At 32.3% G+C, this 14,208-nt stretch carries 12 protein-coding genes and 1 pseudogene; 5 read left to right on the top strand and 8 right to left on the bottom strand.

Annotated elements, in window-relative coordinates; genetic code table 11:
• The first annotated feature begins 369 nt into the window (after positions 1-369).
• From Q0975_RS03700 to Q0975_RS03685, 4 genes are all read left to right on the top strand, one after another.
• Positions 370-1,041 carry a succinate dehydrogenase cytochrome b subunit gene (locus tag Q0975_RS03700; protein ID WP_299433254.1) on the top strand — a complete coding sequence of 224 codons (672 nt, stop codon included), beginning with the start codon at positions 370-372 and terminating at the stop codon, positions 1,039-1,041.
• 10 nt (positions 1,042-1,051) lie between these two features.
• A complete protein-coding gene (locus tag Q0975_RS03695) occupies positions 1,052-3,067 on the top strand; it encodes a fumarate reductase/succinate dehydrogenase flavoprotein subunit (RefSeq protein ID WP_299433251.1) in 2,016 nt (671 codons plus the stop codon).
• Positions 3,068-3,073: 6 nt separating this feature from the next.
• A complete protein-coding gene (locus tag Q0975_RS03690) occupies positions 3,074-3,820 on the top strand; it encodes a succinate dehydrogenase/fumarate reductase iron-sulfur subunit (RefSeq protein WP_299433248.1) in 747 nt (248 codons plus the stop codon).
• A 422-nt stretch (positions 3,821-4,242) separates the two neighbouring features.
• Complete coding sequence (locus tag Q0975_RS03685; RefSeq protein ID WP_299433245.1) at positions 4,243-4,425, top strand: hypothetical protein; 183 nt, start codon at positions 4,243-4,245, stop codon at positions 4,423-4,425.
• Positions 4,426-4,562: 137 nt separating this feature from the next.
• Here the strand turns inward: Q0975_RS03685 and Q0975_RS03680 are convergent, their stop codons facing one another.
• The 3 genes from Q0975_RS03680 to Q0975_RS03670 are packed head-to-tail and all read right to left on the bottom strand — an operon-like array spanning position 4,563 to position 8,123.
• The gene (locus Q0975_RS03680) at positions 4,563-5,384 is read right to left on the bottom strand and encodes a cupin (protein ID WP_299433242.1); all 822 of its coding nucleotides are present in this window, start codon (positions 5,382-5,384) and stop codon (positions 4,563-4,565) included.
• 2 nt (positions 5,385-5,386) lie between these two features.
• Positions 5,387-5,752 (bottom strand): hypothetical protein, encoded by a 366-nt coding sequence (locus tag Q0975_RS03675; protein WP_299433239.1) that lies wholly within the window; start codon positions 5,750-5,752, stop codon positions 5,387-5,389.
• Positions 5,742-8,123, bottom strand: a complete 2,382-nt coding sequence (locus Q0975_RS03670; RefSeq protein ID WP_299433236.1) for a M28 family peptidase — start codon at positions 8,121-8,123, stop codon at positions 5,742-5,744. Before Q0975_RS03670 ends, Q0975_RS03675 begins: the two co-directional genes overlap by 11 nt.
• Before the next feature lie 318 nt (positions 8,124-8,441).
• Between Q0975_RS03670 and Q0975_RS03665 the strand changes: the two genes are divergently transcribed.
• On the top strand, positions 8,442-8,912 hold the full coding sequence (locus Q0975_RS03665) for a CBS domain-containing protein (RefSeq protein WP_299433233.1): 471 nt from the start codon (positions 8,442-8,444) through the stop codon (positions 8,910-8,912).
• A 10-nt stretch (positions 8,913-8,922) separates the two neighbouring features.
• Here Q0975_RS03665 and Q0975_RS03660 read toward each other — a convergent pair whose 3' ends face one another.
• The 5 genes and pseudogenes from Q0975_RS03660 to Q0975_RS03640 form a co-directional block, all read right to left on the bottom strand.
• Positions 8,923-9,636 (bottom strand): hypothetical protein, encoded by a 714-nt coding sequence (locus tag Q0975_RS03660; RefSeq protein WP_299433230.1) that lies wholly within the window; start codon positions 9,634-9,636, stop codon positions 8,923-8,925.
• Between the two features lies 1 nt (position 9,637).
• The gene (locus Q0975_RS03655; protein ID WP_299433227.1) at positions 9,638-9,988 is read right to left on the bottom strand and encodes a hypothetical protein; all 351 of its coding nucleotides are present in this window, start codon (positions 9,986-9,988) and stop codon (positions 9,638-9,640) included.
• Between the two features lie 57 nt (positions 9,989-10,045).
• Positions 10,046-10,947, bottom strand: a pseudogene (locus Q0975_RS03650) (histone deacetylase).
• Between the two features lie 6 nt (positions 10,948-10,953).
• Complete coding sequence (locus tag Q0975_RS03645; RefSeq protein WP_299433225.1) at positions 10,954-12,423, bottom strand: hypothetical protein; 1,470 nt, start codon at positions 12,421-12,423, stop codon at positions 10,954-10,956.
• Positions 12,424-12,530: 107 nt separating this feature from the next.
• Entirely contained in the window at positions 12,531-14,033 is a 1,503-nt protein-coding gene (locus Q0975_RS03640; RefSeq protein ID WP_299433222.1) for a hypothetical protein, read from the bottom strand.
• Between the last annotated feature and the right edge of the window lie 175 nt (positions 14,034-14,208).

The raw sequence follows: 14,208 nt of genomic DNA, 5'->3' as shown, positions 1-14,208 counted from the left end.
TAAAATTCGATGATTTCTCAAAAATAGTGTTTTTCGTTTTTTAAATTTCTGTAAAATCGGTAATGGAATATTTAAAAGCTATTAATAACAAGATTAGTTAGAAAATAGTGTTGTGATGGCTCAAAATAAATTTGAAATAAAGATAAACGTCACTCATTTAATTAAGATGAAGATGCAATAGTAGTAATTATGTCATTTGCTTTTTGTTTAAAATTGTCCCTATATTTCAAACGATTTCGTAATGAAAGCTCAACAAAATTTGAAATCTATTTTAATTCATTATAAATACAGCATAAAAACATCAAAATCTTGTTAAAAACAAGTTTGAAGCTTACTTTTGCTATTCAAAAATTCTAAACATTCTTAATAATGAGTGGATTGATAAAATCTTCAATAGCTAGAAAGGTGGCGATGGCACTTTCGGGACTTTTCTTAGTGTTTTTCTTATTACAGCACTTTACCATTAATTTGACTTCTATTATTAGTCCAGAGACTTTTAATGAGTTATCACATTTTATGGGTACAAATCCATTGGTGCAGTTTGCTTTACAGCCAGTGTTAATTTTTGGGGTAGTTTTCCATTTTATTATGGGATTTATTTTAGAAATAAAAAATAGAAACGCCAGAGCAGTTAAATACGCTAAATATAGTGGCGGAGCTAATTCTTCTTGGATGTCCAGAAATATGATTCTTTCAGGTTTAGTAATTCTAGCATTTTTAGGATTGCATTTTTATGATTTCTGGATTCCTGAAATGGTACATAAATATGTGGAATTTGCTCCAGAAGATCCAGCTCGTTATTATCCCGAGTTACTAGAGAAATTCGAAAGTCATGTTCGTACTATACTGTATGTCATTTCTTTTGTTTTCTTAGCATTACATTTATGGCACGGATTTGCATCATCGTTTCAATCGGTAGGATTCAATAATAAGTTTTCTGTTGGTGCTACTAAGTTTGCTAAGGCATTTGCAATTGTTATTCCACTAGGATTTATCATTGTATCAATTGTTCTTCATCTTAATCATGTATTAAATAACTAAAACCACTATTATGTCAATTTTAGACTCTAAAATACCAGAAGGTCCACTGGCAGATAAGTGGACAAAACATAAAAATACAATTAACCTGGTGAATCCAGCCAACAAGCGTAATATAGATGTTATTGTTGTGGGAACTGGATTGGCAGGAGGAAGTGCTGCGGCTACTTTAGCAGAACTTGGATATAATGTAAAAACATTTTGTTATTCTGATTCACCTCGTCGTGCACACTCCATTGCAGCACAAGGAGGAATCAATGCAGCAAAAAATTATCAAGGAGATGGAGATTCTAATTACCGTCTTTTTTATGATACTGTAAAAGGAGGAGATTATAGATCTAGAGAGGCAAATGTTTATCGACTAGCTGAAGTTTCTGGAAACATAATTGATCAATGTGTAGCTCAAGGAGTTCCTTTTGCACGTGAGTATGGTGGGTTACTAGATAACCGATCTTTTGGTGGTGTATTAGTATCACGTACTTTTTATGCTAAAGGACAGACGGGTCAGCAATTATTGTTGGGAGCATACTCAGCAATGAACCGACAGATAAATAGAGGAAAAATAAAAGCTTTCAATCGTCATGAGATGTTAGATCTAGTGAAAGTTGATGGCAAAGCAAGAGGAATTATAGCACGTGATTTGGTAACAGGAAAAATCGAACGTCATTCTGCCCATGCTGTTGTGTTAGCTTCTGGAGGATATGGAAATGTATTCTTTTTAAGTACCAATGCAATGGGAAGTAATGTAATGGCTGCCTGGAGAGCACACAGAAGAGGTGCTTTCTTTGCTAATCCTTGTTATACACAGATTCACCCAACTTGTATTCCGGTATCAGGAGATCATCAATCTAAATTGACTTTGATGTCAGAATCCTTGCGTAATGATGGTCGAATTTGGGTTCCAAAAAGGAAAGAAGATGCAGAAGCGATACGTGCTGGTAAATTAAAGCCAACACAATTATCCGAAGAAGAAAGAGATTATTACTTAGAACGTCGTTATCCTGCATTTGGGAACTTAGTTCCTCGTGATGTAGCTTCTAGAGCGGCAAAAGAACGTTGTGATGAAGGTTTTGGAGTAAATAAAACCGGAGAAGCTGTATATCTTGATTTTGCTGCGGCAATTCAGCGATACGGAAAAGAAAAAGCATTAACTTCTGGAATGCATAATCCAACTGCAGAGCAGATATTAGATTTAGGAGAAAAAGTTATCGAAGATAAGTATGGTAACTTATTCCAGATGTATGAGAAGATTGTGGATGAAAATCCATATAAGACACCAATGATGATTTATCCTGCAGTACACTATACAATGGGAGGTCTTTGGGTAGATTATAACTTGCAAACAACTGTTCCTGGTTGTTACGCTGCGGGAGAAGCTAATTTCTCTGATCACGGAGCAAATAGATTAGGAGCATCAGCATTGATGCAAGGTTTAGCTGATGGATATTTCGTATTGCCGTATACTATCGGTGATTACTTATCTCATGATATCAGAACCGGAAAAATTCCAACGGATTCACCAGAGTTTGATCAAGCAGAGAAAGATGTAAAAGATCGAATTGAGAAGTTAATGGGTGGATCAGGAGAACATTCTGTTGATTATTACCATAAGAAATTAGGTAAGATCATGTGGAATAAATGCGGAATGTCTCGTAATGAGCAAGGATTAAAAGAAGCGATTGATGAGATTGCTGCCTTAAGAGAAGATTTCTGGAAAAATGTAAAAGTACCAGGAGATGCTAATAGTATGAATCCAGAATTAGAAAAAGCGGGAAGAGTAGCTGATTTCTTAGAGTTAGGAGAATTATTTGCGAAGGATGCATTGGATCGTAACGAATCATGTGGAGGACATTTTAGAGAAGAATCTGTAGAGCAATCAGGTGAACAAAAAGGAGAAGCTTTACGTGATGATAAAAACTTTAAATATGTTTCTGCTTGGGAATATAAAGGAGAGCCTAAAGACGCTGTACTTCATAAAGAAGAGTTAGCATTCGAAAACATTGAATTAAAAACACGTTCTTATAAATAAAAAGCTATGAATCTTACATTAAAAATATGGCGTCAGAAAGACGCTCAATCCAAAGGAAAGATAGTAGAATATCCAATATCTGGAATTGAAGGAGACATGTCTTTTTTAGAAATGCTAGACGTGTTAAATGAAGAGTTAATTACTAAAGGAGAAGAGCCCGTAGTTTTTGACCATGATTGTAGAGAAGGAATCTGTGGAGCTTGTTCTTTACAGATCAACGGAGAACCTCATGGACCAGATCGTTTGGTGACAACTTGCCAATTACATATGCGTAAGTTTAATGATGGAGATACTATTTTTATCGAACCGTTTAGAGCAAAAGCTTTTCCAGTTGTTAAAGACCTAATGGTAGATAGAAGTTCATTTGATAGAATCCAGCATGCTGGAGGATATGTTTCCGTAAACACTTCTGGAAATACTATTGATGCTAATGCAATTCCTATAAATAAAGATAATGCGGATGATGCATTTGCTGCGGCAACTTGTATTGGTTGTGGAGCTTGTGTAGCGGCTTGTAAAAATGCTTCTGCGATGTTGTTTACAGCGGCAAAAGTATCTCAATATGCATTACTGCCGCAAGGACAAGTAGAGGCTACGGACCGCGTAATGGCTATGGTAAACCAAATGGACGAAGAAGGATTTGGTAACTGTACCAATACCGGAGCTTGTGAAATAGAATGCCCTAAAGGAATTTCTTTAGAAAATATTGCACGTATGAATCGTGAATATCTTAGCGCAAGTTTGAAAGGATAAAAGATTATTGTCACACTGAGCTTCCTCCAGAGGCGGATAGATGTCGAAGTGTATTTATACAAGAATTATTATTAAAACTCCAAATCTGAAAAGGTTTGGAGTTTTTGTTGTTGACTCCTTTTTAGAGGTAAAATTTCCTCTAGTCTCAATTTTCACTTTTAATTAGAATAATGTTTTAGAGAATATTCCCTTAAATTATAGTGATAACTTACTTTTTTTATCGTTATTTGGTAAAGTAAATGAATTGTCAGATTCATTTTTTTTAATCAATACCCCGCCAAGATAAAATCGATATTACTTTAAAAAATTTTCTTGTTTAGAATCTATACATTTTATGTTATTAGATAAAGATATTTGCTATGTAGCAAATAGGCGTAAACCGAAAAGCCTTTAATAGAGTAGGGAATCTTAAAACCTATAAAATGAGTGATTTAATTAAATTTGCTAAAGAGCAAGGTCGTATTATTGAAAGAGAAGAACTTAAAAATTTGAACGGAGGTAGAGAAGCCTTGATGCATGAATGTCCTAGTTCAGAAATTCATTGTACTTGTAATGGAGCACATTCTTGTGTAAGTTCTGTTCAGGAATGTTGGGATGCATGCTAAACTTACAAATACTCAGTCTCTTTGTAGACTGAGTATTTAATATTGTTTTATTAACATATTTAAACTCTTGTATAATGAACTTCTAAGATTAAGTTCTAGAAATGCATTACTAGAAAGAATTGAGTTTTTTTTTAATTCTATTCATTAGATACATCTACACCATTAGTGAAATTGTACTTCAGGTTGTTTAATACTTTATCAGCATCAATAACCTTCCCTTTAGAAGGGGTTACAAAATCATAGTCCGGAATTGGCAATTTCATTTTTTTGCAGATAGCACTATAATATTCAGCTTTTGGAGGATGTTCTGGATAGGAAGCATTAAAAGTTGTATTCCAGCGATTAGTTTCTATTATTTTTTTAATGATACCTATACAATCTTCTCTGTGAATTAAGTTTACAGGTGCGAGAGGATTTTTGATATTTTTTCTTTTCGAAAGCATGGTAGCTGGATGTCTTCTCGTATCAAACAAACCTGCAAAACGAAGTATGGTAGTTTCGAATTTTTGATCATTTAGTAAAAGTTGTTCTGTTTCTATTAATTGTTTCCCAGCATTAGAAGATGCATTAGGGATAGTTTCTGAAGTAATCAAAGGAAATCCTTCAAGATCTGCAAAAACAGAAGTAGAGCTGATAAAAAGTACTTTATCGATAGTGGATCTTTCTATATATGGAATAATATTTTGGATTTTACCTACAAAGTTGCTTTCTGGATTTCTTCTTAATCCTGGAGGAATGTTGATAATTAGAATTTTACTTCCGTCTAAAAAAGAATCAATAGAACCTTTAGGACCGTCTTCCGCAACTTTAATAAGATATGGATGAACACCTACATCTTTTAGAGTAGTTAATTTATTTTCTGAGGTTGTGGAACCTTTAATGCTGTATTTTTCTTTGAGTAATGCTTTGGCTAAGGGGAATCCTAACCATCCTGTGCCAAGGATACTAATTTGTTTCATATTTAATTAAAATAATTCTTTAGCATAAATTCTGCTGAAGCATATTTGTTTCGAATATCCTTTAGAGTATCTAAGGCTTCGTCTATTTTCCGTTTTTCATTATAATATGAACCACCAATACCTCCTATGATAATAGCGATGATACTTTTGGCTTTTGAAGAATTTTTGGGACTGTCTAGATCCAAATCAGGTATTTCTAATACATATTTTTTAACAAATTCATCTTTAACTGTATTAAGAAGAAATGTTTTTATTTCCTGAGAATATTGACTGAACTGCTCGATTTCTTCAAGATTAGCTTTTTCACTGATCAACCTATCAGCCTGAACTTGTATATCGGTTATTTGTCTTAAAATATTATTCTTCATTTATAGTCGCTTTTTTAGAAGCGGAGCTCAATGTATCCAGCACTTTTTCGGTGTATTCTAATCTCAAAGTTTTCTTAATTGTAATGGCATCATTAAGTACAAATGGTTTTGGAATCATCGTTTCAGAACGTTTCGGGATAGAAAACAGATCACTTTCTAACAGATTGTATGAGGATTCATATAAAACAATTTCAGGGACTGAATCTTTATGAAATTGCATTCTAAGTTCTAAAGGGTCATTGTCTCTTAGGTGATATGTGAGTAGACGATTGCTCCATCGTTTGGTAAATGCATTATACACAGAACCATCTTTATGTGATACATCTTTAGGAGTAACTCCGTTTACAAACAAACTTTCAAAATTAAAAGACTTACGCATAAATAGATCAATTCTATTTAGGTTTCGTTGCGGACGTATGCAAATATCTAGTATTCTGGAATCTTCTTGAATACTATCAAAAGTGGTTTCAATTTTTACGGATTTAATATCTTTTACGGGAGCGGTATTAACATAGTTGAAAGAGTTACTGTATTTACTCTCAATAGTATTTTGATTCCAATCTTTGGCAAGATTTTTAAGTCGATCAATATGGTTTTTTGTCCAGGAATCTAATGTATGATCATAAGACGCCCAATATGCTTTATTTTGGTCTTCATGTAATATGTAAACCAAGCTATTTGGTTTTTGTCTTTCTTTTGTGAAATCAGACTTAAAATGGGATGCTCCGAGGCATATTAATGCTAGCACGAAAACAATAGTTCCCAACATACTTTTTTTAGTATAAAAACCAATCACAGGTAATAGCAACGAACAAAGCAAGACTGTTAGAATCGATGAAACGAAGGCTATTTTTAATCCTAAAGCAACAGGGAAAGTTGCAATAAAGGGTACAATCATAATAATCGATGGTAGACACAAAAGAAGCATTAATAATGGAAATGGTTTCTTCTGATTAATCAAAACAAACTGACATAAAAGACACAGTAATACAGGTATAATAAAATAACTAGCACCTTCTAAATAAACAGCGGCAGCTCCGCAAATCACGATCCAAAAAAATAAAGGAGCAACTAATATACTTGGGAGTTCTTCTGAATTATCAAAAATGCTATACACTTTAAAGAATGCCGCTATAGCTAATAATACTGCTCCAGCTATATAATAATAACCATTATAAGGAAAACCGTGTAAAATATCGTTGTATTCTGGATATATGATTAAAGCTAATTTCCAGAGTCCAAAACCAAGCACTCCTGCTAGACCTAAAGAAATTATAAATGCTAAAAACCCACTTCCGACTTCACCAGCATTGATACGAAACCTAGCCTTTCCGTATAGTATTAAACCAATAAAAAGGAAAATTGCTAAACCAAGTAAGGGATAAATCCAGTTGAAGGGATATTTAATAACCTTAAATATTGGAGCGTTAAAATATAAAAAGTCTTCTTCTGATTTTAAATTGGTAATATCGGAATTAGAAAAATACGTTAACAATGGCATTAAATAACTGCCTTGATGTTGTAATGTATTTAAGTCAAGATTTTGCCAGGTGTCATTAGCGGTATGATAGTCAAAATGATCGTCAATAAATGCAAAATTATAGCCATCAATATTTCCGTGTTTTCTGAAAACAGTTAAATCGGTATCATTAGGTAATAACTTATAAATACTATATGCTAAAGAATTTGTTACGGGAAATTTTGGATCGGCTTTTATGAATTCTTCTATCATTTTACCATTCTTGCCGTTTGTTTCTAATAGCATATAGGAATTTCCTCCACTTCCTCTTGCTTCAAAATTTAGTACAAGACCTACATCTTTTGTCCAGGGATGTTCTGAAACAAATAAATTGGCTCCATTTAAGCCTAATTCCTCTCCATCGGTAATACAGATGATAATATCATTCTTAGGAGTTACATTTTTTGTCAAATATGCTCTAATACCTTCTATAATTGTAGCAACACCACTAGCTGCGTCACTGGCTCCGTAGGAAGAGTGTTGACTACTATCATAATGTGATAGTAGGAGTAATGCTTTACCTTCGGTAGTACCTTTGATTTTAGCAATAATATTCTGAGGTTTAGTCATGCTGCCCAGATCGCCAATAGAAAAACCTTCTTGGATTTCTGGAGACAAACCTAGTTTTTTGAGTTCTTCTACAATATAATTCTTAGCTTCATCATGTGCAGGACTACCTATATAATGAGGCTTTTCAGAGATCTTTTTGACGTGTTCTAGTGCTCTTAAGGTAGAAAATTCTTTCTCAGGAGTATCGAGACCTGAAATTTGTTGTGGCATGCTACTATAAAAGGTATACCAAACGGCTAAGAAAATTAATACAAGAGTAAGTACTGAAAGAATTTTTTTCATCAGTTATTGGTTGTTTGAGTTAGTTTGTTTGTAAGAAAATATGTGAGATAAGTTTTCGAAGCGGAAAAAGAAGACTTTTTAATGAGTAACCTAAGAAGACTCACTTTTATCAATTTGATTTCTATTTCCCTCATTTGTTTAATATCCTTTAAGATAAACGTTGTGAACGTTCTTTTTTTAGATAATAACTAATTTTTGATTGGTTTATTGGTTTTGATAAAGGTAATAAAATAAGATTTCATCCTCTTTAATGTTAAAATGCTATTGAAAAAGTAATCCAAAATCACTATATTTAAGATTCACTAAATCACTATTATTATGGGAATTATAAGTTTTCAGGGCGCTAGAACTAAGGTAAAGAAGCAAGATAATACTCCGATTAAAGTTTCGGATTATATGACTAGGAATTTGATCACCTTTTCTCCAAAACAGTCTGTTCTTGAAGTTATGGAGAGCTTAGTAAAACATAAAATTTCTGGTGGCCCTGTAGTTAATGAACAAAATGAATTGTTAGGGATTATTTCTGAAGGGGATTGTATCAAACAATTAAATGAAAGCCGTTACTATAACATGCCTATTGATGATGCCAATGTAGAACGATTTATGGTAAAAAATGTGGAAACTATTGATGGTAATGTAAGTATTTTTGATGCAGCTAATAAGTTTTTAGAAACCAAAAGAAGACGTTTTCCAATTCTAGAAGACGGTAAATTGGTTGGACAAATTAGTCAAAAAGATGTTATGAAAGCGGCATTGAAAATGAATAGTCAGAATTGGAGAGACAAGTAGACAATCTTACTTATTTTTTTTTTGACTTTTGTGCTTTTGGATCATCTGTTATGATAAGCTTGTTTTCACGATCACCAGATATGAATAAACTTTTAGAAGAGTATCGATCAAAATTATGATCAGACTCCTTCCAGCTAGCTGTACCCAATATTGTGATTTTTTCTCCTATTTCAATTACTCCTTCTCGATAACGGATGCTTTTGTTGAAACCAAATAATCCGGTACTGTCTTTTCCATGCGATTGTAAATACATTTCAAGATGTTTAGGAGGATCATTCCAAGTTCCTGATGTGTGTTTTACATCTTTAACTAAGTAAACCATTTTAGTTTTTGGAGATGTGTCTACTTGTACTACAGCTCTTTCTCCAGAAGACTCTATTATAAAATCTATTGCTTTGTCTTCTTTTATGATGGTATGCCAAGATTTATTTTTACCACCACTCTTTTCTTCAACTATAATTTGATAATAGGCACATTTTCTTTTTCCGATAGGAGAGGTAAGGGGTTCACCTGAGGTGTTTACTTTTCCGATAAGTTTAGCGTATTCATTGTCTTTAATAAGTTGAATCCTTTTTGTGTTTACTTGTTTTAGTTTTCGTAGTATTTTGTTTTTGTGACTAAAATAATATCCGATCACACTAAATGAGATCATTAATAAGACAAAAATGCCTATTAATAAATAAGTATTAGAATTCATTTGAAACGGAATTATAAAATCAGACATACTAACTATTTCTTTTTACCAATGCATAATATTCATTTTCTAACGGAAGATACCCTTGATCATATACAAAATAATAGACTGTACCGACTTTAGTTGTGTAAATACTGGTGAAATGCTGAAAATCGAAACCTTTAGCAATTAGTTTTGATTTTGTTGTCTTAGTTTTTTCATTGGGATTGAGTTCCTCCAGTATTCGGTAATTTTTTCTGAGACGATTATTAATGTTTCTAACCAGGTTTTTACTATCCTTATTTAGTTTATTGTTAAAAGCATTTCTGCAATAATCACTACAGAATTTTTTATCCGCTCTACCGATAAGTTTTTCACCACATTCTGGACAATCTTTTTGCATATAGAATTAATTGTGTTTCGAAGATACGTAATTTACCCGTTTACAAACGTTTACATGTTAAAAGAAAATATCTTGTGCTAATCTAAAGGTATTCGCGTGGGCATCGACGATGATTTTGATTTCAGGAGAGTATCCACCACCCATAGAACACATTACCGGGATTGAGAGGTCCTTGCAGGTTTGTAAAACAAAGCGATCTCTTTCTTTACAGCCATTGATTGTGCACCCTAATTTACCTAGCTTATCTGAAGCCAGAATATCTACACCGCAGAGATAATAGATAAAGTCAGGTTTTTGCGTTTCGATAAGATTAGGGAGCGTTTCTTTTAATATTTTTAGATAATTTTCATCCTCAGTGCCATTAGCAAGTGCAATATCCAGATCAGATTGTTCCTTTTTAAAAGGGTAATTACTAGCACCGTGCATAGAGAATGTGAAAACATCAGTATCGTTCTTAAATATCTCTGCGGTTCCGTTCCCCTGATGCACATCCAGATCTACAATCAATACTTTTTTTATCAATCTTTTTTGTAGTAAATACCTTGCTCCAATGGCTTGATCATTTAATAAGCAAAATGCTTCACCACGATTGGTGTAGGCGTGATGAGTGCCGCCAGCGATATTCATGGCGATTCCGTAGTCTAAAGCATGTTCTGAAGCCTTTATAGTTCCATCTGCAATAATGACCTCTCTGTTCACCAATTCTTGGGATAAAGGGAAGCCGATTTTACGTACTGTTTTTCGATCTAAAGTTAGTTTTGTGAGCTCTTATAGTATTTTTGATCATGTACTGCTAAAATATGCTTAGAATCCGGAATTTGAGGTTCAAAAAAGTTGTCTTCATTACAGGTTCCTTCATGCAACAACTGTTCAGGCAATAGTTCATATTTAATCATCGGAAATCGATGAGCTTCGGGCAATGGATGTTTATAAATTGGATGATATGCTATTTTGAGCATTGAGAGTTATTCTTTGAATTGATATACTTTAAAGATTCTTTCTTTCGGATCGAAATAGTTATAATGCAAAATCTTGTTATGCATAAAGATGTTTATTGCATTAATTTCTTCCGGTAATGTATCTTCGAAATCATTTAGTTTGTCGTATTTGTTTATAGGAATATCTCCTTGTAAATGCTCAAAACTAGTATCAAATAAGCAATTTATATACGTAGTTCTGGAAGAAGTACTATATCCTCTATACCCATAAGAAGTTGGACTAAAATTTAATGAAGCGAAACCACCACTGCCAATCGTTCCACCAGCACTAAAACCTCCACCAGCACCTCCGCCGGATAAAAAAGCGATTCCTCCAAGTACAATATTATATTCATTAGCTACTTTATAAGCGGAAATACCTAAACTGCCTGATGAAACATTTTTAAGGAATTTTTTCGTTTTTTCTACTTTACGAAATTTATCTTTTCTAAATAGGAGTGAGATGTCAGAACCCTCGATAAAAATTGGTGAATTTTTAAAAGTAATTGAGTCTTTTTCTTCAATGGTATATTCCTTAATAAGCTCTTCTGTTTTTAGATCTAATATTGAAAATTTTAATTTGATCCCAGAACTGGCAATTTGAAATAATTTATTATCAAAAAGATAAGAATTACTTCTGCTAAAATCTTCTTCTGGTTTTTGCTGAATAGCGTATGTTTTATGTCTTGTTGTAAAAGTATCCAAATTTATATAACATAGTTTTGTTTCTTTTGGAGTAATATCAAAACTTATTACTAATTCATTACCCAAAGGATACAACTTAACTTGGCTGGATGTAGTCTCTAAAACATTAGGGTTACTGGATTCTATTTTAGCAATTCTATATTCTAACGGGATGCCTGCAAATATATTAGAAGCAGTGATTTTGGCATCAAGGCCTGTAAGGTTTGGGAATTCTAGATTTTCAAAGGTCACTACTTTTTTTTGAGAATTAAAATCTTCATCAAAGGTATAGATGTTTATATCTGATGTATTCTCCGTGACAGCTAAAATATGTACTTTGTTATTGTAATTAATACTTTTTATATACAGCTCTTTTTTTATTTTGAAATCGTCAAGAATTTTAATTTTTGAGGAGTTATTTGTAAAATCTATCTGTAGAATGGCAAATTTAGAGTTACGATCATTACTGTAAAGGATAGTGTATTTTTTGTCGACTATATTATAACCTAATAAATTTTTGTATTTAGAAGGTAACGTTTTTGTAGTAACCTTTGCAAGGATTTCATAATTAACGTCCAATAAGTAAGAATATAATTTTTTCTTCTCTTTTAATAATAATACCAAATCATTAGTAACCTGATTTGATATAGCAAAGGATTCCTTTTTGCTAAGATATGAAGTATAAAAAGTGTCGTTTAAATCCAATACTTTTTCCTGTGCATTTATAAAAAAAGTTATAAAAAGTAGATTAATAAGTACTGTAATTTTTTTCATCTTTTTATTCATAACAAGCAGCTATAATTTTCTTAAAGTAATATTTATTTGGAGAGTAATTCATATTTGATCATTTTTTTATGAAGAACTGTAAATGAAACTATGTGCTACTTTTCAAATTGATACAATCTATATACTTTATCTTTAGTATGAAATAAACCATAGTATAATTTACCTTTATGGGTAAAAATATTCTTTGCCATAAAATAGCTTATTTTTCTTTCGAATTTTCTAAGCCTGTCAAAACTATTTGTTTCAAATTTTCCCTGAAGATGCTCCATGTTTGTATCGAACAAGCACTTAATATATGTTTGTTTGGATGATGTATATCTTCCATATTCCATTGAGGCGGGATTGAACCCAACGTTAAAATATACTGGCACTCCTGAAGAAACACTTGTGCCAAAGCCTGATCCAAATCCTGAGCCAAAACCAGCACCAGAACCTGTTCTAATTTCCTGTATTCCTCCTAAAATAATGTTGTACCCTTTTTCTCCTTTGGCAACAGAAATTCCTAGATTACCTTGAGATATTTTTCTCAAAAATTTGGTGGTTTTCTCCATTTCTCGAGTCTGATCTTCTGAGAACCCGAAGAAAGTCATACTTCCTTCTTGAATGATAGGAGAGTTTTTAAAAGTAATAGAGTCTTTTTTGTTAATAGCATACTCTTTAATAATTTCTCCGGATGTAACATTAGAAACTATAAATTTCATCTTAGAAGAAGAACTTGCTATTTGAAATAGTTCATCTTTATATAAGAAAGAGTTACTTTTTTTAAATCCTTCTTCTTTTTTAGAAGGTTTATCAAAGGTTTTAAATGAGGTGCTATAATCTTCTAGATTTAGATAACATAATTTAGTTTCTTCTATGTTATGATCAAAGCCTAAAACAGCTATATTATCTTGCTGATATAGTTTCAGTTTTTTTGAAGTTGTTTCTAAAGTACTCGGATAGTGATGGTCTATTTTAGATATCTGGACAGTGCTATTAAATAATTCTTTAGCTCCTTGTTTGAAAAGTTGAGAAGCCTTTGTCATCACACCTGGCATACTTTTACTCTCAAACTCTACTTCTTTTAAAGAAACTAAAGTTTTTTCATTACTAAGATCTTTATTGAATTTATAGATATAAATATCTGAAGAATTATTTTTACTTGCTAGGACATGAATTTGATTTTTGTAATTTATGGCTTCAATAAATTTTTCACCACTTAAGTTAAATTCTTTTAAGTATACAACTTCAGTTTTTTGATTATTAAAATCAAGTTGCAAAACTCCGAATTTTGTCTTTTTTGCATTTGAAAAAAAGATAGCGTATAAATCCTCATAAATGGTATACCCAATTAGATCATTATATTTTTTAGGGAGTGTTTTTGTTAGAATATGGGATTTTATTTGATGATTAGCGTCAAACAAATAAGCTTTTAATCGTTTTTTTTCTTGAAACACGATTCCCAGCTCTCCATTAATTTGATTTGGTACTGAATAGGATTGCTTAGGGATTTCCCTTGGAAACGAGAAACTATCTTCTAGTTCTATTACTTTTTCTTGTGCATTAATAGAAAAAGTAATACAGCATATGCTAATTAATAGCAGAAATTGTTTAATCATTTATTTTCTTTATTAATAAGTGTCGGTATTGGGTAAAATGTTACTCTGATTTTTTATAGTTGGTATTTATAATTTAGGTTAACATGTCAGGTCGAGCGTAGTCGAAATCTTCTGGTAATGGGTATTTATAAATTGGTTGATATATTATTTTGAGGATTTTAGATAAGACAAGAAT

This window comes from uncultured Aquimarina sp. (assembly GCF_947500065.1).
GTDB lineage: Bacteria > Bacteroidota > Bacteroidia > Flavobacteriales > Flavobacteriaceae > Aquimarina.
Note: the sequence above shows the minus strand (reverse complement) of the source record. Positions and strands in the feature narration are given on the sequence as shown.